23 protein-coding genes and 1 pseudogene are annotated in these 24,880 nt (G+C 66.9%); 13 read left to right on the top strand and 11 right to left on the bottom strand.

Annotation, left to right across the window (positions count from 1 at the left end; all coding sequences use genetic code 11):
* Nucleotides 1-78 precede the first annotated feature (78 nt).
* The 3 genes from ABD225_RS13315 to ABD225_RS13305 form a co-directional block, all read right to left on the bottom strand.
* Nucleotides 79-1,356: an NAD(P)/FAD-dependent oxidoreductase gene (locus tag ABD225_RS13315; protein WP_344086227.1), complete on the bottom strand. Its 1,278-nt coding sequence runs from the start codon at nucleotides 1,354-1,356 to the stop codon at nucleotides 79-81.
* Between the two features lie 96 nt (nucleotides 1,357-1,452).
* Nucleotides 1,453-2,853 carry an aspartate aminotransferase family protein gene (locus ABD225_RS13310; protein WP_344086224.1) on the bottom strand — a complete coding sequence of 467 codons (1,401 nt, stop codon included), beginning with the start codon at nucleotides 2,851-2,853 and terminating at the stop codon, nucleotides 1,453-1,455.
* Nucleotides 2,850-3,326 (bottom strand): Lrp/AsnC family transcriptional regulator, encoded by a 477-nt coding sequence (locus ABD225_RS13305; protein ID WP_344086221.1) that lies wholly within the window; start codon nucleotides 3,324-3,326, stop codon nucleotides 2,850-2,852. Before ABD225_RS13305 ends, ABD225_RS13310 begins: the two co-directional genes overlap by 4 nt.
* A gap of 199 nt (nucleotides 3,327-3,525) precedes the next feature.
* On the opposite strand from ABD225_RS13305, the gene ABD225_RS13300 reads away from it, so the two are divergent.
* From ABD225_RS13300 to ABD225_RS13265, 8 genes are all read left to right on the top strand, one after another.
* Nucleotides 3,526-4,971, top strand: a complete 1,446-nt coding sequence (locus ABD225_RS13300; RefSeq protein WP_344086218.1) for a gamma-aminobutyraldehyde dehydrogenase — start codon at nucleotides 3,526-3,528, stop codon at nucleotides 4,969-4,971.
* A 14-nt stretch (nucleotides 4,972-4,985) separates the two neighbouring features.
* The gene (locus tag ABD225_RS13295; RefSeq protein WP_344086215.1) at nucleotides 4,986-6,221 is read left to right on the top strand and encodes an ABC transporter substrate-binding protein; all 1,236 of its coding nucleotides are present in this window, start codon (nucleotides 4,986-4,988) and stop codon (nucleotides 6,219-6,221) included.
* Nucleotides 6,221-7,387, top strand: coding sequence for an ABC transporter ATP-binding protein (locus ABD225_RS13290; RefSeq protein WP_344086212.1), 1,167 nt, complete (start codon nucleotides 6,221-6,223; stop codon nucleotides 7,385-7,387). Before ABD225_RS13295 ends, ABD225_RS13290 begins: the two co-directional genes overlap by 1 nt.
* The gene (locus tag ABD225_RS13285; RefSeq protein WP_344086209.1) at nucleotides 7,384-8,292 is read left to right on the top strand and encodes an ABC transporter permease; all 909 of its coding nucleotides are present in this window, start codon (nucleotides 7,384-7,386) and stop codon (nucleotides 8,290-8,292) included. The genes ABD225_RS13290 and ABD225_RS13285 overlap by 4 nt, the downstream gene beginning before the upstream one ends.
* Complete coding sequence (locus ABD225_RS13280) at nucleotides 8,289-9,152, top strand: ABC transporter permease (RefSeq protein WP_425564425.1); 864 nt, start codon at nucleotides 8,289-8,291, stop codon at nucleotides 9,150-9,152. The genes ABD225_RS13285 and ABD225_RS13280 overlap by 4 nt, the downstream gene beginning before the upstream one ends.
* Nucleotides 9,153-9,234: 82 nt before the next feature.
* Nucleotides 9,235-10,533 carry a saccharopine dehydrogenase family protein gene (locus ABD225_RS13275; protein ID WP_344086206.1) on the top strand — a complete coding sequence of 433 codons (1,299 nt, stop codon included), beginning with the start codon at nucleotides 9,235-9,237 and terminating at the stop codon, nucleotides 10,531-10,533.
* A 17-nt stretch (nucleotides 10,534-10,550) separates the two neighbouring features.
* The gene (gene speB / locus ABD225_RS13270) at nucleotides 10,551-11,609 is read left to right on the top strand and encodes an agmatinase (protein WP_344086203.1); all 1,059 of its coding nucleotides are present in this window, start codon (nucleotides 10,551-10,553) and stop codon (nucleotides 11,607-11,609) included.
* Between the two features lie 72 nt (nucleotides 11,610-11,681).
* Nucleotides 11,682-13,145: an NAD-dependent succinate-semialdehyde dehydrogenase gene (locus tag ABD225_RS13265; RefSeq protein WP_344086200.1), complete on the top strand. Its 1,464-nt coding sequence runs from the start codon at nucleotides 11,682-11,684 to the stop codon at nucleotides 13,143-13,145.
* On the opposite strand, the gene ABD225_RS13260 is transcribed toward ABD225_RS13265, so the two are convergent.
* The 3 genes and pseudogenes from ABD225_RS13260 to ABD225_RS13250 all read right to left on the bottom strand — a co-directional run bounded on the left by ABD225_RS13260 (nucleotide 13,073) and on the right by ABD225_RS13250 (nucleotide 15,810).
* On the bottom strand, nucleotides 13,073-13,801 hold the full coding sequence (locus ABD225_RS13260) for an alpha/beta fold hydrolase (RefSeq protein WP_344086197.1): 729 nt from the start codon (nucleotides 13,799-13,801) through the stop codon (nucleotides 13,073-13,075). The genes ABD225_RS13265 and ABD225_RS13260 overlap by 73 nt on opposite strands.
* Nucleotides 13,798-14,492 (bottom strand): annotated as a pseudogene (locus ABD225_RS13255) (DUF899 domain-containing protein). Before ABD225_RS13255 ends, ABD225_RS13260 begins: the two are co-directional and overlap by 4 nt.
* 82 nt (nucleotides 14,493-14,574) lie before the next feature.
* Nucleotides 14,575-15,810 carry a DUF4921 family protein gene (locus ABD225_RS13250; protein ID WP_344086195.1) on the bottom strand — a complete coding sequence of 412 codons (1,236 nt, stop codon included), beginning with the start codon at nucleotides 15,808-15,810 and terminating at the stop codon, nucleotides 14,575-14,577.
* 81 nt (nucleotides 15,811-15,891) lie between these two features.
* Between ABD225_RS13250 and ABD225_RS13245 the strand changes: the two genes are divergently transcribed.
* The 3 genes from ABD225_RS13245 to dxr all read left to right on the top strand — a co-directional run bounded on the left by ABD225_RS13245 (nucleotide 15,892) and on the right by dxr (nucleotide 18,037).
* Entirely contained in the window at nucleotides 15,892-16,389 is a 498-nt protein-coding gene (locus tag ABD225_RS13245) for a guanyl-specific ribonuclease (protein WP_344086192.1), read from the top strand.
* A 5-nt stretch (nucleotides 16,390-16,394) separates the two neighbouring features.
* The gene (locus tag ABD225_RS13240) at nucleotides 16,395-16,751 is read left to right on the top strand and encodes a barstar family protein (protein WP_344086189.1); all 357 of its coding nucleotides are present in this window, start codon (nucleotides 16,395-16,397) and stop codon (nucleotides 16,749-16,751) included.
* Between the two features lie 110 nt (nucleotides 16,752-16,861).
* A complete protein-coding gene (gene dxr, locus ABD225_RS13235) occupies nucleotides 16,862-18,037 on the top strand; it encodes a 1-deoxy-D-xylulose-5-phosphate reductoisomerase (protein WP_344086186.1) in 1,176 nt (391 codons plus the stop codon).
* A 23-nt stretch (nucleotides 18,038-18,060) separates the two neighbouring features.
* Here dxr and ABD225_RS13230 read toward each other — a convergent pair whose 3' ends face one another.
* Both ABD225_RS13230 and ABD225_RS13225 read right to left on the bottom strand, forming a co-directional pair.
* Nucleotides 18,061-18,609 (bottom strand): Uma2 family endonuclease, encoded by a 549-nt coding sequence (locus tag ABD225_RS13230; protein WP_344086183.1) that lies wholly within the window; start codon nucleotides 18,607-18,609, stop codon nucleotides 18,061-18,063.
* A gap of 80 nt (nucleotides 18,610-18,689) precedes the next feature.
* On the bottom strand, nucleotides 18,690-19,598 hold the full coding sequence (locus tag ABD225_RS13225; protein ID WP_344086180.1) for a glycoside hydrolase family protein: 909 nt from the start codon (nucleotides 19,596-19,598) through the stop codon (nucleotides 18,690-18,692).
* A 162-nt stretch (nucleotides 19,599-19,760) separates the two neighbouring features.
* Here ABD225_RS13225 and ABD225_RS13220 point away from each other — a divergent pair, with 162 nt between their 5' ends.
* Nucleotides 19,761-21,128 (top strand): M50 family metallopeptidase, encoded by a 1,368-nt coding sequence (locus ABD225_RS13220; RefSeq protein ID WP_344086177.1) that lies wholly within the window; start codon nucleotides 19,761-19,763, stop codon nucleotides 21,126-21,128.
* A gap of 7 nt (nucleotides 21,129-21,135) precedes the next feature.
* Here the strand turns inward: ABD225_RS13220 and ABD225_RS13215 are convergent, their stop codons facing one another.
* From ABD225_RS13215 to ABD225_RS13205, 3 genes are all read right to left on the bottom strand, one after another.
* Nucleotides 21,136-21,897, bottom strand: coding sequence for a hypothetical protein (locus tag ABD225_RS13215; RefSeq protein ID WP_344086175.1), 762 nt, complete (start codon nucleotides 21,895-21,897; stop codon nucleotides 21,136-21,138).
* Between the two features lie 560 nt (nucleotides 21,898-22,457).
* Nucleotides 22,458-23,372, bottom strand: coding sequence for a cation diffusion facilitator family transporter (locus ABD225_RS13210; RefSeq protein ID WP_013882289.1), 915 nt, complete (start codon nucleotides 23,370-23,372; stop codon nucleotides 22,458-22,460).
* Entirely contained in the window at nucleotides 23,372-23,749 is a 378-nt protein-coding gene (locus tag ABD225_RS13205; protein WP_013882290.1) for an ArsR/SmtB family transcription factor, read from the bottom strand. The genes ABD225_RS13210 and ABD225_RS13205 overlap by 1 nt, the downstream gene beginning before the upstream one ends.
* 128 nt (nucleotides 23,750-23,877) lie before the next feature.
* On the opposite strand from ABD225_RS13205, the gene ABD225_RS13200 reads away from it, so the two are divergent.
* Entirely contained in the window at nucleotides 23,878-24,870 is a 993-nt protein-coding gene (locus tag ABD225_RS13200) for a cytochrome c oxidase assembly protein (RefSeq protein WP_019285889.1), read from the top strand.
* Nucleotides 24,871-24,880 lie beyond the last annotated feature (10 nt).

The raw sequence follows: 24,880 nt of genomic DNA, 5'->3' as shown, positions 1-24,880 counted from the left end.
TCGTCACACCGCCGGTTCTGTGGGAGCCGACCGACGATGACAGGCAGCTGCCATCTGGGGGGCGGGATCCTCGACGACTCAGTGCCCGGTCAGCGCCTCCAGCGCCGCAGCCAGCCGCGCCGGGCGGCCGGTCAGGGCTTCCTCGCGATCCGCGAGGGCGGCCAGGCGAAGTCCCGCATTCACCCCGAGCCAGCGGAAAGGCTCCGGCTCCCACTCGGGTGAGCGATGATCCACCCACGGCAACCGCGTCAGGGCTGTATGCCGTCCGCTCACCAGATCGGCCAGCGTGCGCCCGGCCAGATTGGTCGCCGCGACGCCGTCACCGACATACCCACCGGCCCACCCGACGCGCGTGGCCGGGTCATAGCCCACCGACGGATGCCAATCCCGCGGTATGCCGAGTGGCCCGCCCCATGCGTGCGTGAACTGAGTATCACCGAGCTGAGGAAGCATCTCCCGCAAGGCTTTTCGCAGCGACGCAAATACTCGCTCGTCACCATCGAACTCCGGGCGCACGCCCGATCCGAAGTGGTAGGGCGCCCCCCGACCGCCGAAAACCAGCCGGTCATCCTCCGTGCGCTGGCCGTAGACGATGACATTTCGGTAGTCGCTGAAGACCTCCCGCCGGGCCAGCCCGATGGCCTCCCACGTCGAGGCGGGCAGTGACTCGGTTGCGACGATCAGCGAATAGACCGGCGCCAATCGCCGCCGCAGCCCGGACAATCGCGCGGTGTAGGCCTCGGTTGCGCGCACGATGTGCCCGGCGCGCACCGTCCGCCCGTCAAGCAAACGCACCTGCCCCGGCGAGGCGCCCGCGACGCTCACGCCTTCGACAATGCGACCACCCAACCGTCGCACGGCCGCCGCCAGCCCGTCGACCAGTGCCGTCGGCTGCAGCCGCGCACAATGCGGATTCCACGTCGCGCCAAGGGTATTCGTGGCTGCCAAGCGCTCTCGTGCGGCGTCCGATGGCAGCCACATCGTCCCGTCGCCCCACTGCTCGCCGGCCGCCACTTCTCCTTTGGCGCGCACCACCTGCGCCGGATTGCGCGCCAAGAACAGCGCGCCCCCCTTCACAAAACTCACCCCCAGGAACCCCTCGGCTGAGACGGCCGCTCCCACCTCGTCGACCGTATGCCGCAGCGCCGCCAGCAGATCGCGCGTTGCTTCGACCCCGTGGAGCCCCGCTAGTCGCGCAGCGCCGACGGGGAAGAGCGCGGACACCCATCCGCCATTGCGACCGCTGGCACCGAAACCCACGTGCTCGGCTTCCAGCACGAGCACATCTGTGCCCGGCCGGTCCCGCAGCAGATAGTAGGCGGTCCAGAGGCCGGTGAAGCCCGCTCCCACAATCACGACCTGAGCTTCATCAGGAAAGTTGAAATCCGTTGGCGGACAGTATGATCCACGCTCCTCCCACCAGAGCGGATGGCTAGCCGACATCATGTGCGGTCATATGAACTGCGCTGCATCGGTCAGGACTGAGCGCAATCTGCTGGTGATCTCCTCGAACTCGGCCGGTCCGATCGTCAGCGGTGGCGCCAACTGAATCACCGGATCCCCGCGGTCGTCAGCGCGGCAATAAAGCCCGGCATCGAAGAGTGCCTTCGACAGATAGCCCCGCAGTAGCCGCTCGGACTCCGCAGCATCGAAAGTCTCCCGCGTCTGCTTGTCCTTGACCAGTTCGATCCCATAGAAGTAGCCCGCGCCGCGGACATCGCCGACGATCGGCAGATCGAGCAGCGACTCCAGCGTGGAGCGGAAGACCCCGGCCTGGGCGTGCACGTGATCGGTCAGCCCCTCACGATCGAAGATATCCAGATTGGCCATCGCCGCGGCGCACGAGACGGGATGGCCGCCCCAGGTGTAGCCGTGGGGGAAGAAGGTCATGCCAGATCGGTAGGGCTCGAAAAGCCGGTCGGACACGACCATTCCGCCGAGCGGGGCGTACCCGGACGTCACGCCCTTGGCGAAGGTGATGATGTCGGGTTGGTAGCCGAAGTCCTTGCACGCGAAGATCGAGCCGATGCGCCCGAACGCGCAAATGACCTCATCGGAGACCAGCAGGACGTCATACGCATCGCAGATCTCCCGGACCCGCTCGAAATAGCCCGCGGGGGGCGGGAAGCAGCCGCCGGAGTTCTGGACCGGCTCGAGGAAAACCGCGGCCACGGTGTCCGGGCCCTCCATGAGGATCGCCTCCTCAATGCGATCCGCAGCCCATCGCCCGAAGGCCTTCTCGTCATCGCGCAGATGCTCCGGGCCGCGATAAATATTGGTGTTCGGCACCTTGAAAGCTCCGGGCACCAACGGCTCGAACGGAATCCGCGCCGGCGTGATGCCGGTCAAGGACAGGGCACCGTGCGGGGTGCCGTGATAGGCGATCGTCCGCGAAATCACCTTGTGCTTAGTCGGGCGACCGGTGAGCTTGAAGTATTGCTTCGCGAGTTTCCACGCGCTCTCGACCGCCTCCCCGCCGCCGGTCGTGAAGAAGACCCGGCTCAGGTCGCCGGGGGCGTATGCCGCGAGCCGCTCCGCCAACTCGATGGCGCGGGGATGGGCATAAGACCAGAGCGGGAAGAAGGCCAATTCGCGCGCCTGAGCAGCCATCGCCTCGGCGATCTCCGCGCGTCCGTGCCCGACATTGGTGACGAAGAGCCCGGCCAAGGCATCGATATATTCGCGTCCCTGGTCGTCCCAGATCCGGTGACCGTCGCCGCGGACGATGATCGGAACGCCCTGTCCCGCAAGCCCATCCGGGCCGTCCTCGAAGGTTGAGTGTCGGGTGAAGTGCATCCACAGGTGGTCTCGTGCTGCGTCGGTGTATGCGGTTCCGGCGGGTGTCGTGCTCATCGCGTACCCCAGTTGTAGTGCTGTTTATTGAGTTTGAGATAGACGAAGGTTTCGGTCGAGATGACTCCCGGCAGGGCGCGAATCGCCGAACCGACCAGGTGCAGAAGCTCCTCGTCGTCTTCGCAGACCACCTCGCACAACAGGTCGAAACTGCCGGCGGTGGTCACGACATACGCCACCTGATCCAGCGCCGACGCGGCCTCGGCAGCTGGGCCGAGCTCGCCTGCGACGCGGACGCCGATCATGGCCTGGCGGGTGAAGCCGACCTGCAGGGGATCGGTCACCGCGACGATCTGCATCACCCCCGCGTCGAGCAGGCGCTGCACCCGAGCCCGCACGGCGGCCTCGGAGAGGCCGACCTGCTTGGCGATCGCGGCATATGACGCGCGCCCGTCACGTTGCAGGATTTCCACGATCTGCTTCGACAACTCGTCAAGACGCCCAGGTGCCCCGGTGCTGCGTCGCTGCTGCATACCGCCACCGTACGACGGAATCCCTCGAATTTCGGGCTGACAGCTAAGGATTCCGTGGGACTGACGGACAGATTCTTTCGAGTGCGCATCATTTTCGTCTTTTCCTGCGGGGGGCCCCTGTTGCGTGCAGGTCCCCCGAACTAGAGTGCCGCTCAACGTCGACGCCGACGCCCGATCCCACCCCGTGGAGTGACCTGACGTGACTAACACCCGCCTGTTGAAGAACTTCATCGACAACGCCGCCGTGGATGCCCGATCCGATGCCCGCGCGGATGTCATCAACCCGAGCACGGGAGCGGTGGTCGCCAGTGCCCCGATCTCCGGGGTCGAGGACGTCGACGCGGCATACGCCGCCGCGGCCAAGGCCTTCGAGGAGTGGGGACAGACGACCCCGAGCGAGCGTCAGCAGGCGCTGCTAAAGATCGCCGACGCGATTGAGAAGCGCAGCGATGAATTCGTGAAGCTGGAGTCGGAGAACACGGGCAAGCCACATGCGCTGACCGCCAGCGAAGAGATCCCCCCGATGCTCGACCAGTTGCGCTTCTTCGCGGGCGCGGCCCGCATACTCGAAGGCAAGGCGGCCGGTGAGTACATGAAGGGGATGACGAGCTTCGTGCGGCGCGAGCCGATCGGCGTCGTCGGCCAGGTGACCCCGTGGAACTACCCCATGATGATGGCGGTCTGGAAGATCGCGCCGGCGCTCGCCGCGGGCAATACCGTGGTCCTCAAGCCGAGTGACACCACGCCAGAAACCACGCTGCTGTTGGCGCAGATCGCCTCGGAGTTCCTGCCGTCCGGCACCTTCAATGTCGTCATGGGCGACCGCGAGACCGGCCGCGCCCTCGTCGAGCACCAAACCCCCGCGCTGGTGGCGATCACCGGATCGGTGCGGGCCGGCATACAAGTTGCCGAGAGCGCCAGCGCGCAGGTCAAGCGCGTGCACCTCGAGCTCGGGGGCAAAGCCCCCGTCGTCGTCTTCGACGATGCGGACATCGAAGCGGCTGTCGAGGGCATCGCCGTCGCCGGCTATTTCAATGCTGGGCAGGACTGCACTGCCGCCACTCGCGTGCTCGTCGCACCCGGCATCCACGATGATTTCGTTGCGGCACTATCGGATTACGCCAAGAGCAGTGCCAAGGTCGGTATGCCGGATGACGAGGAGGCGCTCTTCGGCCCCGTCAACAACGCCCGCCAGCTGGCGCATGTCAGTGGCTTCATTGACCGGCTCCCGGGACATGCCACCGTGTCCGCCGGCGGCAACCGGGTCTCCGGTCTGGGCGACGGGTACTTCCTCGAGCCGACCGTCTTGTCGGGGCTACGCCAGGACGACGAGGCCATCCAGAATGAGATCTTCGGCCCCGTCATCACCGTGCAGAAGTTCACCGACGAAGCCGAGGCCATCGCCTTCGCCAATGGCGTGGACTATGGCCTCGCCTCCTCGGTCTGGACCAAGGACTTCGGCCGCGCGATGCGGATGAGCAAGGCCTTGGACTTCGGGTGTGTGTGGATCAACACCCACATCCCCCTGGTGGCCGAGATGCCGCACGGTGGATTCAAGCGATCCGGCTACGGCAAGGACCTGTCCATGTACGGCTTGGAGGACTACACCCGCATCAAGCACGTCATGGCCAATCTCGAGAGCTAGGACAAAGAAACACCGTGAAAGGTCGCATTCCCCCGGCGGATCCCGGCGTCCGGGCCCTGATCCGCAGCGCCCGCGCATCGCAGCTCAGCCGGCGCAATCTCTTGTCGATCGGCGCCGGGGGCGCTTCGGCCGCGGCCTTGTCGGCCTGCGCCCCGCCGAAGCCGCCGGCCGGCGGCGTCGCGGCGTTGAAGCTCCCCACAGATGTCTCGGCCGAAGAGAAGATCGTGCGCTGGGCCAACTGGACGGCCTATCTCGACTACGACGACACCACCCAGAAGTACCCAAGCCTGGAGGCCTTCATCAAGAAGACCGGCATCCAGGCGACCTACTCCGAAGACATTGATGACAACGACTCGTATGTCAGTAAGGTCCGGCCTCAGCTCGAGGCGGGCCAAGACATCGAGAAAGACATCATCACGCTGACCGACTGGATGGCCAACCGGCTCATCCGCGATCGGCTCATCCAGCCCTTGGAACTGATTCAAATGCCCAATGCGGGCAACCTGCTGCCAGCCTTGCGGGAAGTTTCCTTCGATCCGGGACGTAACTACAGCCTCACGTGGCAGTCAGGCTTTGCCGGGATTGGCTATGACAAGGCCAAGGTGGGCCGGGAACTGAAGTCGCTGGATGACCTATTCTCGCCCGACCTCAAGGGCAAGATCACCGTCCTGTCCGAAATGCGCGACACCCTCGGGTTGATCATGGCGTGGCAGGGGGTCGACATTTCGGGCAACTGGGGCAAGCCGGAGTTCGACAAGGCTATCGCGAAGGTCGATGAACTCCTGACGAACGGGTTCATTCGCCGCGTCAAGGGCAATGCCTACATGAACGACCTCAAGAGCGGCAACGCCATCGCCGGCATCGTCTGGAGCGGCGACTTGTTCATCCTGCGGGCGGAGACCGAAAACGACAACTGGGAGTTCACGATCCCGGAGTCTGGCGGGACCCTGTGGTCGGACAACATGATGGTACCGATCACCTCGACGCACCGGCGCAATGCGGAGGCGTTGATGAACTACTACTACGACCCGGCGGTCGCCGCCGAAGTCGCGGCCTATGTGAACTATGTCTGTCCCGTTGTTGGCGCCCAGCAGGAGATGGAGAAGCTCGACCCCGACCTAGCAGAGAGTCCGCTGATCTTCCCCACCGAGGACTACCTCACCAAGAGCAATATCAAGGGCTTCCGCGCGCTGACAGCAGCCGAAGACCAGGAATACAGCGCCGAGTGGGCAAAGGTGGTGGGCAACTGATGGCCGGCTTTCGTGAGGCCCAGGGTGACTTGCGGATCGAATCGGTCACCAAGGCATTTGCCGATTTCAAAGCGGTCGACGATCTCACGCTGACGGTGCCACGCGGCTCCTTCTTCGCCTTGCTCGGCCCGTCCGGCTGCGGCAAGACGACGACGCTGCGGATGGTCGCGGGGCTCGAACAGCCCACCAGCGGAAGGATTTTCATCGGCAATACCGATCTGACCGGGTCCCGGCCGTATGAGCGTCCCGTCAACACCGTCTTCCAGTCCTACGCCCTCTTCCCGCACCTGACGATCCGCGACAATGTCGCCTTTGGTCCCAAGCGGCGGGGCGCCAAGGACGCGGCGCGGCTGGCCGACGAGGCGCTGGAATTGGTGCAATTGCCGCACCTGGCGGGCCGCAAGCCGACCCAACTCTCCGGCGGTCAGCAGCAGCGGGTCGCCGTGGCCCGCGCCCTGGTCAACCGCCCCGAGGTGCTGCTGCTCGACGAACCGCTGGGCGCCCTCGACCTGAAGCTGCGTCGCCAGATGCAGGTCGAACTCAAGCGCATCCAGACCGAGGTCGGCCTGACCTTCATCCATGTGACGCACGACCAGGAGGAGGCCATGACGATGGCCGACACCGTGGCCGTGATGAACCACGGCCGGATCGAGCAAATGGGGGCACCAGCCCGGCTCTATGACCTGCCGGCCACCGCCTTCGTGGCGAACTTCGTCGGCCAGTCCAACCTCGGGGTTGGCACCATCTCCGGCACCGATGGCGACTTCCTCGTCGCCGAAGTGGGCGGCTCAAAGGTGAAGATTCCCAAGGCCCGCAGCCAGGTGCACCAGGGGCACGTGATGTTCGGTGTGCGGCCCGAGAAGGTCCGCATACACCGGGATCGCCCGACGGGGGGCGGCAGCGATATGCAGGCGACCGTCCGGGATGTTTCTTTCACCGGCGTGGCAACGCAATATCTCGTCACGGTCGCGAGCGGCGCCACGTGGAGCGTCTATGAGCAGAACCTCGACGTCGAGCCGATCGACCTGCACCCGGGGGACCAGGTGTGGATGTCGTGGGATCCCGGCCACGCTTTCGGCGTTCCGGCCGATGGTGCCGAAGTTCTCGATGGTCCGGTGCTCGCTGATGTGAGCATCGGTGAGGTACCAGTTCAGGACGCGCCGTGAGCGCAGTCGCCCACGGGGCTGGGGCACCCGCCGCGTCCGCTGGCCCGGACACGGCGACGCGGGGGAAGTTCCTCCCGTACCTCCTGCTGCTGCCCGGCGCACTGTGGCTGCTGATCTTTTTCGTCATCCCCCTGGGACAGTTGTTCACCGTCTCGTTGCAGTCGCAATTCCCTGGCTATCCGGGGTATTACTACCGCGACGTCAACTTCCGCAACTATCTCGATGCTCTCACCGAGTTCGCCCCGCACTTCGGCCGCTCGTTGCTCTTCGCCGGCTTGGCGACCTTCTTCGCCTTCGCGCTGTCCTATCCCTTGGCCTATGCCATGGCGTTCAAGGCTGGACGGTGGCGCAGCCTCATGATGATCTGCATCATTGCGCCCTTCTTCACCAGCTTCATCCTGCGCACGATCGCCTGGCGGCAAATCCTCGCCGACGAAGGTCCCGTGGCGAAGGTTCTCAACACGCTGCACCTGCTCCCAGGCGGGCATATCACCGAGACCTGGATGGCGGTCGTCGCCGGCCTGACCTACAACTTCTTGCCGTTCATGGTCTTGCCGATATATGCCTCGCTCGAGCGGGTGGATCCGCGCGTCGTGGAAGCCGGAGGTGATCTATATGCCAATGGGTTCACAACATTCCGGACCGTCACCTTGCCGATGAGTATGCCGGGCGTCCTCGCCGGCACGCTGCTCACCTTCATCCCCGCGGCCGGTGACTATGTCAATGCCGAACTCCTCGGCTCGGACCGCAGCACCAAGATGGTCGGCAATGTCATCGAGAGCCAGTTCTTCAAAGTGCCCGGCGGTTATCCGACGGCAGCCGCCTTGTCCTTCACCTTGATGGCGCTGATCCTCGCCCTGGTCTTTGTCTATGTCCGCCGCTTCGGAACGGATGAGCTGGTATGAGCGCCGTGACCCAGCCCGAGGGGGCGGCATACAAGCCCTCCACCGGCAAACGCATCCAGGCCTGGCTGGCGGACCGGTTCGCCATGATCGCGGCGATCCTTGTCCTGCTCTATCTCTTCGTGCCGGTGGCCTACACCTTCGCCTTCTCGTTCAACAACTACAAGAAGTCGAATATCACGTGGAACCCCGAGGGCAGCCCGACGCTGAAGCACTGGAAGAACCCCTGTGGTGCGCCCGGTGTCTGTGAGTCCCTGGTCAAGTCCCTCGAGATCGGAGCGCTCGCGACCTTTGTTGCGACCGTCCTCGGCACCCTGGTGGCCTTCGCCTTGGTCCGCTACAAATTCATCGGTCGAGGCGCGGCTAATGTCCTCACCTTCGTCCCGATGGCCACCCCCGAGATCGTCCTGGGCGCCAGCCTGCTGACGATCTTCGTGCAAGGCTTCACCAACGTCGGCTTGGACCTTGGGTTTTGGACCATCGTCATTGCGCACATCGTCTTCTGCCTCAGCTTTGTCGTCGTCACGGTCAAGGCGCGGGTTCAGTCGATGGATCCGCGGCTCGAGGAGGCCGCGCAGGATCTGTATGCCAGCCCGGTGGCGACCTTCTGGAAGGTCACCTTCCCGCTGGTGCTGCCCGGCATCATCGGCGCGGCGATGCTCTCGTTCTCGCTCTCCTTCGACGACTTCATCATCACCAACTTCGTCTCCGGGTCCGAGACGACCTTCCCGAAGTTCGTCTACGTCTCCTACCTGCGCGGCATCCCGGCACAGGCCAATGTGGTCGGCTTCTCGATGTTCGTCATCGCCGTGACTCTGGTTATCCTCGCCCAGGTCATCGGGAACGCCCGAAAACCCAAGTAGAGCGGCGGGGGCCGGCCCCCGCACGCCATACCGACTCACGAGAAAGGGCGAACCGGAGCCCGGCATAAAGGAAGTGAATCCCATGCGGATTCTCATGATCGGCGCCGGCGGCGTCGGCGACGCAGCAGCCAAGATCGCGGTGGAACGAGACTTCTTCGACGTCTTCGTTGTCGCGGACTACGACATCGAGCGCGCGCGGCGCACCGTGGACGTGGTCAAGGAGCGCCGGCCGGGGGAGAACCGCTTCCACGCCGTCGCAATTGATGCCTCAGACGCCGACAATGTGGCCGCGATGATCCGGCTGACCGGCGCGACGCATGTGCTCAATGCGGTCGACCCCCGCTTCGTCATGACGATCTTCGCGGGCTGTCTGGCGGCCGGTGCGAACTATCTCGACATGGCGATGTCGCTCTCGCAGCGCCACCCCTCCAAGCCTTTCGAACTGCCACACATCAAGCTCGGTGACGAGCAGTTCGCGCAGGCTGGCGATTGGGAGCGCAGCGAACGGCTCGCCCTCGTCGGCATCGGGGTGGAGCCTGGACTCTCCGACGTCTTCGCCCGCTATGCCCAAGACAAGCTCTTCGGTGAGATCGACGAACTCGGCACCCGCGATGGCGCCAATCTCGCCTACTACGGCCCGGACGGATCCGAGGCTTTTGCCCCCGGCTTTTCTATGTGGACGATCATCGAAGAGTGCCTGAACCCGCCCGTGGTGTGGGAGAAGGAGCGGTCGGAGAAGGGCGGTTCGCTGGAAGCGGGCTTCTTCACGCTGCCGCCCTTCAGCGAGCCGGAAATCTTCGACTTCCCCGAGGGCATCGGCCCGGTCGAGTGCGTCCAGGTCGAGCACGAGGAAGTCCTGCTCATGCCGCGCTGGCTGGACGCCAAGCGGGTCACCTTCAAGTACGGCCTCGGCGCCGAGATGATCTCCATCCTCAAGGCGCTGAAGTCCCTGGGGCTCGACTCGACCGAGCCGATCACGATCAAGGGCGTCCAGGTGGCACCGCGCGATATCGTTGCCGCGGTCTTGCCCGACCCCGCGACGATCGGGCCGCAGCTGACCGGCAAGACCTGCGCCGGCGTGCACGTCACCGGCACCGGCAAAGACGGCAAGCCCCGTTCGACCTACCTGTACCACGTGGCCGACAACGAGGTCACGATGCGCGACTATGGCGCTCAGTGCATCGTCTGGCAGACGGCGATCAACCCCATCGTGGCGTTGGAGTTGCTCGCCACAGGTGCCTGGTCGGGGGTGGGGGTCTTGGGCCCGGAGGCCTTCCCGGCCGAGCCCTTCCTCGACCTGCTCGCCGCACCGAAGCCGGGCGGCTACGGCTCCGCGTGGGGTATTCAGGAGGTCGAGGCGGCACCCGCGCCCGTCGGGTGACGCTCTAAGGTGACCGCATGACTCGCTATGGCGCGCAGTTCGGTCCGGACATCACCTTCCTCGGCGTCGACCGGTGCGATCTCGACGAGCCGCAGTCGTATGCCGATGCCGATGTCGTCATCCTCGGTGCCCCCTTTGACGGGGGCACCTCGCACCGGCCCGGCACGCGCTTTGGGCCGCAGGCGATCCGGATGACGGACTACCTGCCGCACGACGGGTCACGCCCCTCGCTCGCGCTGCGCGTCGACGGCCTGCAGGATCTGCGGGTCGTCGACGCGGGCGATGTCGAAATGTATTCCGGCGACATCGAACGCTCGCTGCCGGCATTGGAAGCGGCCGTGACGAAAGTCGTTGCGGCAGGGGCGATTCCGATCGTGCTCGGCGGCGACCACTCGATCGCCTTCCCAGACGCCAAGGGCTGCGCCAATGTCCTCGGCCAAGGCCGGGTGTCGATGATCCACTTCGACGCGCACGCCGACACCGGCAATATCGAGTTCGGCTCACTGTGGGGACACGGCCAGCCGATGCGCCGCCTCATCGAGTCCGGGGCCCTACGCGGCGACCGCTTCCTCCAGATCGGCCTGCGCGGCTACTGGCCGCCACCGGAGACGCTGGACTGGATGGCGGAGCAGAGCATGCGGTCATACGAGATGACCGAGATCGTCCACCGCGGGCTGACGGAGTGCTTGACCGAGGCCTTCGCCATCGCCACCGACGAATGCGAAGGCGTCTTCCTCTCGGTCGACATCGACGTCTGCGATCCCGGCCACGCGCCGGGCACCGGCACGCCGGAGCCCGGCGGGCTGTCTGCGCGCCAGCTGCTCGACGCGGTGCGGCGGATTTGCCTGGAGTTGCCCGTATGCGGTGTGGACGTCGTCGAAGTCAGCCCGCCCTATGACCATGCCGATATCACCGCAGCCCTCGCGAACCGGGTTGTCCTCGAAGCGCTTTCGGCGATCGCCCGGCGCCGCCAGGACGCCCGCGACGGCACCCGATGGGACCCCGCGCTGCCCCTGCTCTCCGGTCGCGCCGCCGCCATCCCGCAGGGCCACCTCGGCCATTCCCACGACCACTGACCCGCACGTGGGCCCCCCCGGGGTGATGTAACTACTGCTGGACGTGCGTGCTGCCCGGCTACCATCGGGGGTATGCCCGCACTGTCGCAAAAGGCGCTCCTGGAATCTGTCCCGACGCAGTTGTTCATCGGCGGTGAATGGCGGGCCGCCGAGGCAGGCGCGACGCTCGATGTCTTTGACCCCGCGACCGGGCGCGTTCTGACGTCCGTCGCCGACGGGTCACCCGCAGACGGTATGGCGGCCCTCGACGCAGCCGTTGCCGCACAAGCAGACTGGGCCAAGGTCGCCCCGCGTGACCGCAGCGAGTTGCTGCGTGCCGCCTTCGAAAAACTCGTCGAGCGCACCGAGGAGTTCGCGCTCTTGATGACCCTCGAAATGGGCAAGCCGCTCGCCGAGGCCCGCGGCGAGGTCGCCTATGGCGCGGAGTTCTTCCGCTGGTTCGCCGAGGAAGCCGTCCGCATTCACGGGCGGTATGCCGTGGCCCCCAATGGTGCGACCCGCCTCATCACGACCAAGCAGCCGGTCGGCCCGACACTGATGATCACCCCCTGGAACTTTCCGCTGGCCATGGGCACCCGCAAAATCGGGCCGGCCATCGCTGCGGGCTGCACGATGGTCGTCAAGCCGGCGCACGAGACGCCGCTGTCGATGCTTGCCCTGGCGCAGTTGCTGGAAGAGGTCGGGCTGCCCAAGGGCGTCCTCAATGTCGTGACCACGAGCCACTCCGGCGCCGTCATGGAGCCGCTCATTCGCGACAACCGCGCCCGCAAGCTCACCTTCACCGGCTCCACCGGCGTCGGAAAGAAGCTGGTAGAGCAGTCCTCTGAGCAACTGCTGCGCCTGTCGATGGAGCTCGGCGGTAATGCACCCTTCCTCGTCTTCGAGGACGCCGACATCGATGCCGCCGTCGCTGGGGCGATGCTCGCCAAGATGCGCAATATCGGCGAGGCCTGCACCTCGGCGAACCGCTTCTTCGTGCACGAGTCGGTCGCCGCGGAATTCTCCGAGAAGTTCGCTGCTCGGATGGGCGCGCTGACCGTCGGCAAGGGCACGGTCAAGGGCGTCGACGTCGGACCGCTCATCACCGAGAAGGCCCGCGCCGGCGTCGACGAGCTTGTCCAGGACGCCGTCGCGAAGGGCGCCCGTGCCCTCACCGGCGGCGCGCCGGTGCCGGGCAAGGGCTTCTTCTACGCCCCGACCGTCCTGGCCGATGTCCCCGCGACGGCGCGCGTGCTCGGCGAGGAGATCTTCGGGCCCGTCGCCCCCATCACGACCTTCCGCGACGAGTCCGATGCCATCTCCCGTGCCAATGCCACCGAGTACGGCCTTGTTGGTTACCTCTTCACCAAGGACCTCGCGCGCGCCATCCGCGTCGCCGAGGCGTTGGAGTTCGGCATGGTCGGCATCAATCAAGGCATCGTCTCCAACCCGGCCGCGCCCTTCGGCGGCGTCAAGCACTCCGGTTATGGCCGCGAGGGCGGCTTCGAGGGGATCGAGGAATACCTCGAAACCAAGTACATCGGAATCGCGTTGTGAGAGAGGCGGATTCCTAACCCACTGAGGCGTATGCCGCAATAGCTCGCCCGAGGATGTCGTAGCCCTCGGGTGTGTTGTACAGGTGCGCCGAGACCCGGACGAAGTGCTGCCCGGCATACTCCGTAATCGCCAGCTCGACCGGGGATCTCGCCTTGCAACATGGTGAACTCGATGAACTTCGCCATGGCCGGCGCCTGGCCGTCGGTCAGATAGATCCGGTGCAGCTCGTGCGTCGTCGCGAGGATCCGCTCCTTGTCCGGCAGGTAGGCCGCGAGCGGCGGCTCGTGCGCGACCAGGGTCGCGACCCGACCGGGGTAGTGCTGTATCAGGGCGAGCGCGTTGACCGCGCCCCCACTCGTGGCAAAGACATCGACGAAACCAGCGCCGAGCGCATCGATGATGGCTGCGATATCGCCGGCATGTTCCTGGGGTGTGCTCTGGTCCGCGCCATCGGTGCGGAGGCTGCGTCCGGTGCCGCGAGGGTCGTAGGTCACGACCAGTCGATCGGTGAATCCTGCTGCGAGAGCGGTGAATCCGCCGGCGTCCATAGGCGATCCACAGAGCAGGAGCGGGTTATCCCGCCCCAACGCGCCGCGCACGTCGTAGGTGATCCTGGCGCCGGGCCGGTCCACGGTGCGCGTCTCGACGTCCGTCATACAGAGGTCTCCGACCTGGGCCCGTATGCCGCGGCAATCCCCTGCGAGTCCGTGCCGCGCGAGTAGGTGGGGTACTGCGGCCAGCCGTCGGGGACGTCCTGCCACTCTTCTTGGCGGCCATAGGGGAGCAGGTCGACGAGGGCGAAGTAGTGGCTGAGTTGTTCGGTGCCGCGGCCATCGGTGTGCCAGGTGCGATAGACCGTATCGCCTTCGCGCAGAAAGACATTCACGGCGAAGCCAACGTCGGGCGGCGCGCCCATGTCGGCGCCGAACGGGCTATTGGCGGTGGAGTACCACGCCATCTGGTTGCCGACCTTGTGTTTGTAGGCCAAGGCCTCGTCGATCGGGCCTTGGGTGACGATGACGAATCGCGCATCGTCATCTGCGAGAAAGTCGCTGCCGCGGAAGTGACTCGTGAAGCCGGTGCAGCCGGGGCACTGCCACTCCTTGCCGGGGAACCACATGTGGCTGTAGACGATCAACTGGCTCTTGCCCTCGAAGATGTCGGCCAAGCGCACCGGCCCGTCGGGCCCGTCGAGCGTGTAGTCGGGCAGTTCCACCATCGGCAGCCGACGCCGCTGGGCGGCGATGGCATCCAGCTCCCGCGTGGCGGCCTTCTCGCGGACCGCAAGGCATCGAGCTGGGCCTGCCATTCGTCGGCGGGAACGATCGGCGGGAGGGCATTGGACATGGTCGTCTCCTTGGTCGTCGGCTCCCAGCGAACCTACTCGCGCCAGACTATTTCCTCGACGGCTCCCACAGGCTGATGCGGTCTAGGCCACCAGGCGCACGTGTGGGGAGAGCCGAGTGGCGTTCTGCGCCAACCACTCTCGTGTGCGATCAGCAACGCCCCAGGGGTCGATGGTGTTGATGTAGACACCCGAGCCGCCCTCAAAGCCGGCGGGATTGGAGATTCGCCACTTCAGCACCACGCGGATCGGCAGCCGCTCGCGCATGACTGGTGGGCGGTAGTGCCACTCCTCATTCGCGGGCAGTCTCGGACCCATCGCGACATGCGCCGCTTGCAAGAGTGCCGAGAGGTCACGCAACTCCTCCGCATGCAGATTCCATAGATCCGCCGAGTGTCGGTCGGTCCAGACTTCCAGGCTCGGAAACCGATGGCCGACGCCGGCAGCCAGGATGGCCGAGTCCGTCTCGGCGATGATGAGGCCGTTGTCGTGCAACAGATTTCGATAGGACGCGACGAGTTCTGGATTGCTCGCGACGTGGCGGATGTCGTTCAGCCGATTGGTGCCGAGCTCATCGATGGCGACGAGTTGCTTGTGCAGATGATCGAAGGAGGCGCCAGCGGGACGCAGCCAATTCTGGAAGATCACCACATTGCGGGCGTCTGGATTCGCGGCATACAGCCGACGCGCGCTCGCCAGAGTCAGGTCGACATATCTCTCGTGCTCATCGGGTGTCAGCGTGCCGGAGGAAGCCAAGTGGTCCTCGGTGCTCGCCCCGTCGACCACATGACGGCGCCCGATGACGACATCGTGGAAGCCGCCGAGGATGCTGCTCGCGGCGATGGTGTCGTCCTCGGCGCCGACCAGGCTTGGCCGATAGCGCTCCACGAGACCCATCACGTGGGCGCGCCCTACCGGATCATCGAGATAGGCGCGCCGCCGGGCGAGTTCCTCCGGCGGCAGGTCGTAGCCGTGGTTCTCCCGCCAATAATCCAGCGAGACGATCTCGAAGAGGTTCGGCACGACCCGAAATTCCGCTGTGGTGTTGAACAATTCGCCAGCGGGCAGGTGCGGCAATTCGTGCCAGCACTCGCCCTCGCGGACCAGTCGGGTCACTTCGGGCGGGGTCTCGACATACCGCTCCTCGCAGAAGGCGCACAGTCGCGCTGCGGCCCCCGGCTCGAGGATCTTCGGCTCGGTCTCGGGAGTCGCGACCAGCGGCCGGTCGCCCCGCCCGGGGACTGTCCATACCTCGGTCCCGGTGAACAGATTGACCTGCTTGACGGTGCCATCGCTGAGGCGAGTCAGTGCTCTGCTCACCCGAGCACGCTACGGGGCGTATGACGTTCGCGGGACTACGATGCCTGCGCTGCCCACTGACAGACCAGATCGAGGAGTCGTATGCCGACAAAGAAGGCCGACCGGCAGGCCCTCATGCTGCTGGGGGTGCTGGTGTGTGCGCTGCTCGTCTGGTGGGCGATCAGCCGCGGCGCCGAGAGCGGCAACGGCGGGTCCGTGGCGGCCCCCAGCAGCACGTCCGCCACCTCTGGAACGTCCTCGTCGTCGTCCGCTCCGACGACCAGCGATAATGCGCCCGCCACAACGCCCGTGTCCGGACTGGGCACGATCGCCGAATCACGGCTGCCGCGCGAGGCACGGCATACCCTGGATCTGATCCGCGCTGGCGGGCCATACCCCTATGACGCGGACGATGGCGTCTTCCGCAATCGCGAGCGCATCCTGCCCCAGCAAAAGCAGGGCTACTACCGCGAATACACCGTCGAGACGCCGGGCTCCGACGACCGTGGCGCTCGCCGGATCATCGGGGGCAAAGGCGGCGATCGCTACTACACCGACGATCATTACGACAGCTTCCGGCAGATCCTGGAAGGAGAGTGAGCAGGGTGGACGACCCGATCCGATTCGTGGGTTCGCAGGCGAATATCGTTGCACTGGTGCGGGATGCGTATGCCGCGGGCCGCACCGTCAGCGTCGTGCCGGCCGGTCGGGACAAGGTCGAGTCGCTCGCCTTCTTCGCCGAGATCCTCGACTTCCCGGCGTATGTCGGGCACAACCTGGATGCGCTTTTCGATGCCTTGCGCGATCGCGTTCAGCGCTCGCCGCACGAGTGGGAGCTGATCTGGGACGCCACCGTCGAGCTGCGCGCCAACGACCCCGCGGCCTATGACGGCATCGTGACTGTCCTGCGCGACCTTGCGGCCGAAGCCCCCACCATGCATGCCACCGTCGTCAGCCGCTGATCTAGGCCCCGTTACGAAACTTCTGGACGGGGTCCCCGCGAAATATCGAAGTGAGGAACGAGCGGAGAACTTCGTGGGGCGTCCTAGCACGGGTGCGGGACAATGCTCCCGTGACCCCTCGCTCCGTCGCCCTGCTCGGCTCGACCGGATCCATCGGCACCCAAGGTCTCGATGTCATCGCTCGCAATCCGCAGCGGTTCACGGTCGCGGCGCTCGCCGCCGGCGGGAATCTCGACCTGCTCGCAGAGCAGGCCGTCCGCTTCCGCCCCGGCCTGGTCGCGGCGGCGCGCGGCACGCGGGAAGAGCTCGCCGAGGCGATCCGGGGGTATGCGGACCGGGCCGGGGTGTCCGCATACGCACCGGACATCGTGGTGGGGGAGGACGCGGCGACGCGCGTCGCAGAGTGCGGCGCGGATGTCGTCCTCAATGGGATCACCGGCTCCATCGGGCTGCGACCGACGCTGGCCGCGCTCGCTGCCGGGTCGACGCTGGCGCTGGCCAACAAGGAATCGCTCATCGTCGGCGGCCCGCTGGTCAAGGCCGCTGCGGCACCTGGGCAGATCGTGCCCGTCGATTCCGAGCACTCGGCGCTCGCGCAATGCCTGCGCGGCGGGCGAGCCGAGGAAGTACGCCGGCTGGTCCTCACCGCCAGCGGGGGGCCGTTCCGCGGGCGCAGCCGCGAGTCGCTGCGGGGCGTCACCCCCCAAGAGGCGCTGGCCCACCCGACCTGGGACATGGGCCGCGTGGTGACGACGAATTCCGCGACCCTGGTCAACAAGGGCCTGGAGGTCATCGAGGCGCACCTGCTCTTCGACATCCCCTTCGAGCGCATTGATGTCGTCGTGCACCCACAATCGATCGTGCACTCGATGGTGGAGTTCACCGACGGCTCAACGCTGGCGCAGGCCTCTCCACCCTCGATGCTCATCCCGATCGCCCTGGGTATGTCGTGGCCCGACCGGGTGCCCGACGCCGGCCCGTCCTGCGACTGGTCCCAGGCCTCGACCTGGGAGTTCTTCCCCCTGGACGACGAGGCCTTCCCGGCCGTCCGGCTGGCCCGCCAGGTCGGCGCGGCGGGCGGAACCTATCCCGCGGTCTACAACGCGGCGAATGAGGTGTGCGTCGATGCCTTCCACGACGGCGCGATCGCGTTCACCGAGATCGTCGACACCGTCGATCGGGTGGTGGCCGAGCACGAGGGCGGCGCCGTCGACAGCGTCGATCAGGTGCTCGCGGCCGATGCCTGGGCCCGAGCTCGCGCGGCCGCCGTGCTTCAGTTGGGCTGACACGTGAGGCCCCCGCGGGCGGTTCAGTCCACCAGGTTGTTCGGCGTGATCGTGACCGCGACCGGCGCACTCACGACCAGCGCTTCCTCGCCCACGGTCCGGCCCACCTCCGCATACGCGTCGTCCACCAGCCGCCACGCGGTGATTGACGGCTCCTGGGGATCGACCACCCAATAGTGCTCGCAGCCCGCCGCCTCATAACGGGCGCGTTTGGTGAACAGATCGAAGCGACGGGTGCTCGGCGAAAGCACTTCGATGGCGAGCAGGGGCGCGGCCGGGAGGTCGGCTTCGGTCAGATCGGCGATGCGGGCGATCAACAGATCAGGCTGTAGGACGGTATCCGTCGCCAGAGCCACATCGAAGGGTGCCGTCAAGACTTCCTGACCTGCCGGGAGCGCTGGCGCGAGGATCTGAATCAGCCGAACGACGGCGCGTTGGTGCCGAAGACTCGGAGCCGGAGTCACGACCAGAACCCCATCCAAGAGCTCATAGCGATGGCCGTCGTCGGGCATCGCGTCGAGGTCCGCGCGGGTCAACTCGCGTCCCCAGGGCAGGGTCGTCACAGCACTCATCGTCCCTCACTCTCACCCGAGATGCCATGAAGCCAGCGTGTCACCCTCCGACGTTTGACGTGAAAGGTTATCCACAAGGTTCAGTCGCGCAGCAGAGCCGTGACCAGGGCGTGCGAGCCGTCGTCGGTGGTGACCTCGTAATAGGCCCGCAGCCCGGCGGGCGTGTCGATCAGGCTGGCATACCGCAGGGCCCGGCCGTATGCCGCGGGCACCGGCCCGCCGACCGCGTGCAAGTCTGCGGGGGTGCCGACCGCGACGCCGGTCCGCTCGAAGAAGTTCTCGTCCGCGCTCGCCCGACCGTCATAGACGGCGACCACCTCGTCACCGTGGGGGAGCACGGCCGTGACGCGCGCTCCGCGCTGGTCCCACGAATCCGGTGACGGCAGGAGGCATGGCCCGTGCAGGTCCCACGCGAGCCCGTCCGCGCTGGTGCCATAGACCGTCGACATCCGGTCGGCTTCGTCATCGCCGCCGTCCAGCGGATGCCGGCACGCCCAGATTCGCCAGGTGCCGTCGGGCGCGATATCGACAATGACGTCCTTGAACGCCTGCGATTCGTCACCCGGGAGCACGACGGTCCGCTGGCCCGCCTCGAGCCCCGCGAGGGTGTCGGCGTCGATCGCCTCGACCCACCAGTGCTTGGAGTTCTTCGTCGAGCAACTGACATACAGCCGCCAGCCGCCGTCGGGGCGGCGCACGAGTGCCGGACGTTCGAGGGAGGCGGCGCCGAAGGAGTCGCTGGTGATCGTGGCGACCGGGGTGAAAGCCAAACCGTCATCGGAGACGGCGACGATATTCGCCAGGCCGCGGCCTCGACTCTCGGGCTTGCGCACTCGATAAGCCAGCGCAATCCGGTCGCCATCGCGGGCGGCATACGGACCGCCGACCCAGTTTCCCGGGCCCGGCTCGTCGGCGCGCGCGACGACGACGGGCTCGGCGGTGGCAAGTCGCGCGAGCAGGGCAGCGGGGTCCAAAGCGTCGGTGTCCACGGGCCCCGAGTTTGCCAGGGCTAGGGTTTGCGCCGGGGCGCAGGCCCGCACCCGGCCCATTCACAGGGGGCTGTCGGACGGGCGGGTTACGCTCATGTTCGAGGACATCGCGCTCGGTGGCGCGGTGGACTGCGGGATCAAAGCCGGCCGGTGGGGCGTTGTATGACGTGCTTCACCGGCCCGACATCAGGGATGGACTACGTGCTCTACCTCATCGGGGTGCTGATCGTCGTGCTCGGCGTCGGCGCCTCCATCGCGCTCCACGAGATCGGCCACCTCGTGCCGGCCAAGAAATTCGGCGTGCGCGTGCCGCAATATATGGTCGGCTTCGGCCCGACGATCTGGTCGACCAAGCGCGGCGAAACCGAATATGGCATCAAGGCGATCCCCCTCGGTGGCTATATCCGGATGATCGGCATGTTCCCGCCGCGCAATGGCGAGGGCATCCGCGTCTCCAGCACCGGCCGCTTCACCCAACTGCGTGACGAGGCCCGCAACCAGTCGATGAGCGAGATCCTCCCGGGGGATGAGGAGCGGGTGTTCTACAAGCTCTCGGTGCCCAAAAAGGTCGCCATCATGATGGGCGGCCCGCTGATGAATCTGCTCATCGCCGCGGTCGTCTTCACCGGCCTCTTCACCCTGCACGGCATCACGATCAACACCGCCAAACTCGACTCCGTCAGCCAGTGCGTCGACATCTCCCAGGCGGCGCAGTCCACCAAGACCACCTGCACGGCGGATATGCCGATCGCCCCGGCCAATGCCGCGGGCTTGAAGCCCGGCGATCAGATCGTCTCGATCAATGGCACGACGCTCGCGACCTGGGATGACGCGCGCGGTGTCATCCGCGCGAATGCGGGCAAGCCGATCAGCCTGGTCGTGCGCACTAATGGTGTCGAGCGCACAGTCACCGCCACGCCGATGGCGGTTCAGCTCCCGGTCTATGACCGCTACGGCCTGCCGCTAAAGAATGACGACGGCACCATCCGCACCGAGCTCGCCGGCTTCCTCGGCGCGGCCGGCACCCCCGAGGTCCAGCGGCAGCCCCTGACCGCAGTGCCCGGCCTGTTCGGTGACCAACTACGCCAGACCGCGGGTGTCATCCTCAATATCCCGCAGAAGATGGTCGGCGTCGCCAAGGCGGCCTTCGGCGATCAGGAACGCGACCTCAACGGCCCCGTGTCGGTCGTCGGTGTGGGCCGGGTCGCCGGCGAGGTGGCGTCCGACAAGGCATTCGGCGACGCGGGCGATAAGGCGCTGATCCTCGTCGCGCTGCTTGGCTCCCTGAACATGGCGCTCTTCGTCTTCAATATGGTGCCGCTGCTCCCACTCGACGGCGGCCACGTCGCGGGCGCCCTATGGGAAGGCCTCAAGCGGCGCACCTTCAAGCTCTTTGGCAAGGCCGATCCCGGCCCGGTCGATGTCACCAAGGCGCTCCCGCTGGCCTATACCGTCGCCTCACTCCTGATCGTCATGTCGGCCCTGCTGATGTATGCCGACATCGTCAACCCCATCCGCCTGCGCGGCTGATCCGCCGCTATCCGCCCGGCCGGTCCATAGGGGGAGCATCCTGCGGCTCCTTCGATGGCGCATCGTTGACCAGGTTGTCGATGCGCGCGGCCAGCAAAGCGTCGAACCGGGCGCTGCTCTCCCGGTCCGTCGAGGCGCGGTCGGCCTCCCCTTCGGCAAGCTCCGCCAGCAACGTTGATATCTCGTCGCGCGCCCGCGTGGCCGCCGCCACGAAATCGGCGATGCGGCGTGCGGGCTCGACGCCGAAGATTTCACTGTCCGGGACCTGCAGTGTTGTCACGAACGCGATCCTGGGCAGCGAGTGAACCGAGGTCGTCACCCTCAACCCCAGACGCGGGCTGGCCTCCAGCATGGCCACGAGCGCGGCCACTTCGATTGAAGCTGTCTCGGCATCCTCCTGCAAGGAACCGATCGCCTGCCAAGCGCCAAAGATTCCTGGCCGGTTGGGTCGCGTGTTCCGCGCCGTGCCAAGCGCGGTGTCCAACGATGTCGCGGCCTGCCGGGCAAGGACCGAGATCTCCTGAGCGCAGCGCTGGGCGTCCTGGGCCGCTCGGGCCTGCTGGTGGGCGTGCACCAGGCCGTGATCGCGTCGACCGGCAGCGGTGCGCGCGTAGACATCAAGCGCAGCGTCCAGTTCCCGATCGACATCGCCATAGCCCTCCACTCGCTGGACGAGGCGATCGCTGGTGTCCTCCAGATCGCGCAGGGCCGATGCTGCGGTCGTGAACCGCAATTGCGCCGCATCGCGCTCAGACGCCTCCCGTGCCATGGCGTGAGATCGCCCTTCGCTGAGCAGGGCCCGCAGCGCAGTGCCGCTGGGCCGATTAAGAGCTCGGACGTCGGCCTCTTCCCGCTCGACCTCATTGTGACTCCCGGCGGAAGTTGGCGGGCTCCTGCCGGGACTAAGTGGCGGTGGGCTGGCCGGGCGTTCGATCCGCTGACCAGCTGGCCGTGGGTGCCGTCGTCGCGGTGAACGGACCTGACGGGCAGGAGTGGGGCGACGGAGCCACGACGGTGTCCGGCGCCACTGTTACCCAGCGCCTTGGCGATGGCCTCCCGGCCGGGGACTTCCAGGTCGCTTGCGCTCCGTGTCCGGTGACGGCCACCCTGTCGACGGGACCTTCCGCTTCACCGTTGAGGCGGCGCCTGAAAGCGCGAGCACATCTGAGCCGTCGCCCGAGCGTGCCGACGAAGGGGCGACACCGACCTGGCCGCCTACAACGCGATGCTCGCACGCCTGGCCCGGCGCGCCGATGCCACCGCCCCTGGGCGCACCCAGCAACCAGGGGCCCCCCAAGCGCTCGGCGGAGGTGTCGAGGGACTGAGCGGCTACCAGGTCAGGTCTGAGCACTCGTGCTGCTGCTGGGCCGTCTCCACCTGGAGCGTGGCGTGGGCGATGCCGAAGCGATCCCGCAGGATGTCCCGCGCGGCGGCCAGGACCGCGGCGTGATCCGATCCGCTGCTCGCGACGAGGTGAGCGGTGGCGACGTTCATCCCGGAGGTCAGCACCCACAGGTGCAGGTCGTGGATGGCGCTCACGCCGGGCACGGCGCTCAGCTCTCGGCTGACGGCCTCCGGGTCGATGCCGGCGGGTGCGTGCTGGCCGAGTACCGCGACGACCTGCCGCCCCAGGGTGACGGCACGCACGATGACGAAGATGGCGATCGCCAGGGCGACGACGAGGTCCCAGACCGGTCGCCCGGTGGCGATGATCAGAACACCGGCGACCATGACACCGACGGAGCCGGCAGCGTCGGCCACCACTTCGAAGTAGGCGCCCCGGACGTTGAGGCTGTCCTTGGACCCGCTGCGCAGCAGCAGCATGGAGACAAGGTTGATCACCAGGCCCACGAAACCGACCGCGAGCATCACGCCCGAGGGTAGGGACGGGTCCTCGCCGATCCGGCTGATCGCCTCGACCACCACGTACACCCCGACGCCGAGCATGATCAGCACGGTCAGGCCGGAAGCGAAGACTTCCGCGCGGTACGAGCCGTAGGTTCTTCTTCCGGTGGGGTCGGGGCGGGTGGCGATCCGGGTGGCGAGCAGGGACGCCCCCAGGGCCACGACGTCGGCGGCCATGTGCCCGGCGTCGGAGATCAGCGCGAGCGAGCCGGAGATCAGCCCCGCTGCCAGCTCGACGGCGAAGAACGTCGCGGTCAGGAAGAACGCTGCGGCGAGGCGGCGGCGGTAGCGCCCGCCGGCGTGCTCAGCGACGGGGGCGTGAGCGTGCCCGGCGCCCATCAGCGGATCCCTTCGTGTCCGGTGTGCTCGCGGCACACGTCCAGCAGCATCCGCACGTGGGTATCGGCCAACCGGTAGTACACCCGGCGGCCCTCTCGCCGGTTGCCCACCACCCCCGAGGCCCGCAGTAGACGCATCGTCTGGGACACCGACGCCTCTGGGACCTGCACCGCTGCGGAGATGTCGCACACGCACAGCTCACCGGCCTCCAGCAGCGCGTAGAGGATCTTGGTGCGCCGTACGTCACCGAGCAACCGGAACAGCTCGGCCAGCGTCCCTGCCTCGGCGTCGTCCGGGACGCTGGCGCGGACCAGCGCCACGCGCTGCGACAGGGGATCATCACCGACGCAGCCGTCCAACGGCAGGACCCGACCCATGGGCATCTCCTCATCTACGCGGATCTTCAGATAACGTCACCCTAGCGCTGCGATCGCCGTGGGGTCGCAACCGGTCGATCGGTCTTCAGACCCATGTCGCTGTCAGGGACGCAGGCGGGGAGGAACGTATGCAGGACGACCCGGGCGTTACGGGGCCGGTGTGGCTGCCGACCGCACCGGCGTCCCTGGAGACGATGCTGGCACCGACGCTGCAGCCCGTGCCGGTCCTTCCGGTGCTGGCGGTGGTGCTGCTGGTGCTGTACCTGGCGGGCGCGTGCCGGCTGTGGCTGCGGGGTCGGCGCTGGTCGATCGGTGCGACCATCTCGTTCACGGTGGGCTGTGTGGTGCTGGCGCTGGTGACCGGTGCGGGCATCGAGGGGTACGGGTTGCGGCTGTTCTCGGCGTTCATGTTCCAGCAGCTGACGTTGATGATGCTCGTCCCACCGCTGCTGGTGCTGGGGCGGCCCGGCACGTTGCTGCTGCGCGCGACCCCGCACCGGGGGGTGGGCACGGTGGTGCTGGTCACGGCGCGGCGGGCCCTGCGCAGCCGGGTCAGTCGGGTGGTGCTGCACCCGGCGGTGATGGTGCCGTTGTTCCTGCTGGCGTTCTACGGGCTGTACCTGGCCGAGCTCGCCGACCCGCTGCTGCGCACCTGGACCGGGCACCTCGCCCTGGAGGTGGGGTTCCTGGTGGCCGGTCTGCTGTTCACCGTGCCGGTGCTGTCCACCGACCCGTTGCCTATCCGGCAGACCCATCACGGCCGGGCACTGGACCTGCTGCTGGAGATGCCCCTGCACGCGTTCTTCGGGGTGATCGTGATGATGGCCACCGCGCCGATGGTCCCGCTGTTCGCCGCGCCGCCGGCCGGCTGGGGGATCGATCCCCTGCGCGACCAGCAGCTGGCCGGTGGGCTGGCCTGGTCCTACGGGGAGGCGCCGGGACTGCTGATGCTCCTGCTGATCGCCAGCAGGTGGCAGCGCAACGACACCGAGCGCTCCACCGCCCGAGACCGGCAGATCGACCGCGACGGCGGCGCCGACGCCGAGCTCGAGCAGTACAACGCCTACCTCGCGCGCTTGAACGGCTCGCGGCCCTCGGGGGCGCCACCTGCACAACCGTGATGGTCGAGCC

This window comes from Nostocoides veronense, from assembly GCF_039531185.1.
Classification (GTDB): domain Bacteria; phylum Actinomycetota; class Actinomycetes; order Actinomycetales; family Dermatophilaceae; genus Nostocoides_A; species Nostocoides_A veronense.
Note: the sequence above shows the minus strand (reverse complement) of the source record. Positions and strands in the feature narration are given on the sequence as shown.

Bases quoted from the DNA above. Each gene is read 5' to 3' on its own strand.
- ABD225_RS13290 (WP_344086212.1), top strand. From the start codon at position 6,221: ATGGCCGGCTTTCGTGAGGCCCAGGGTGACTTGCGGATCGAATCGGTC.
- ABD225_RS13210 (WP_013882289.1), bottom strand. From the start codon at position 23,372: ATGGGCGCCGGGCACGCTCACGCCCCCGTCGCTGAGCACGCCGGCGGG.
- ABD225_RS13245 (WP_344086192.1), top strand. From the start codon at position 15,892: ATGCCGACAAAGAAGGCCGACCGGCAGGCCCTCATGCTGCTGGGGGTG.
- ABD225_RS13310 (WP_344086224.1), bottom strand. From the start codon at position 2,853: ATGAGCACGACACCCGCCGGAACCGCATACACCGACGCAGCACGAGAC.
- ABD225_RS13260 (WP_344086197.1), bottom strand. From the start codon at position 13,801: ATGACGGACGTCGAGACGCGCACCGTGGACCGGCCCGGCGCCAGGATC.
- ABD225_RS13275 (WP_344086206.1), top strand. From the start codon at position 9,235: ATGCGGATTCTCATGATCGGCGCCGGCGGCGTCGGCGACGCAGCAGCC.
- ABD225_RS13220 (WP_344086177.1), top strand. From the start codon at position 19,761: ATGACGTGCTTCACCGGCCCGACATCAGGGATGGACTACGTGCTCTAC.
- speB (WP_344086203.1), top strand. From the start codon at position 10,551: ATGACTCGCTATGGCGCGCAGTTCGGTCCGGACATCACCTTCCTCGGC.
- ABD225_RS13265 (WP_344086200.1), top strand. From the start codon at position 11,682: ATGCCCGCACTGTCGCAAAAGGCGCTCCTGGAATCTGTCCCGACGCAG.
- ABD225_RS13230 (WP_344086183.1), bottom strand. From the start codon at position 18,609: ATGAGTGCTGTGACGACCCTGCCCTGGGGACGCGAGTTGACCCGCGCG.
- ABD225_RS13205 (WP_013882290.1), bottom strand. From the start codon at position 23,749: ATGGGTCGGGTCCTGCCGTTGGACGGCTGCGTCGGTGATGATCCCCTG.
- ABD225_RS13280 (WP_425564425.1), top strand. From the start codon at position 8,289: ATGAGCGCCGTGACCCAGCCCGAGGGGGCGGCATACAAGCCCTCCACC.
- ABD225_RS13200 (WP_019285889.1), top strand. From the start codon at position 23,878: ATGCAGGACGACCCGGGCGTTACGGGGCCGGTGTGGCTGCCGACCGCA.
- ABD225_RS13215 (WP_344086175.1), bottom strand. From the start codon at position 21,897: ATGGCACGGGAGGCGTCTGAGCGCGATGCGGCGCAATTGCGGTTCACG.
- ABD225_RS13305 (WP_344086221.1), bottom strand. From the start codon at position 3,326: ATGCAGCAGCGACGCAGCACCGGGGCACCTGGGCGTCTTGACGAGTTG.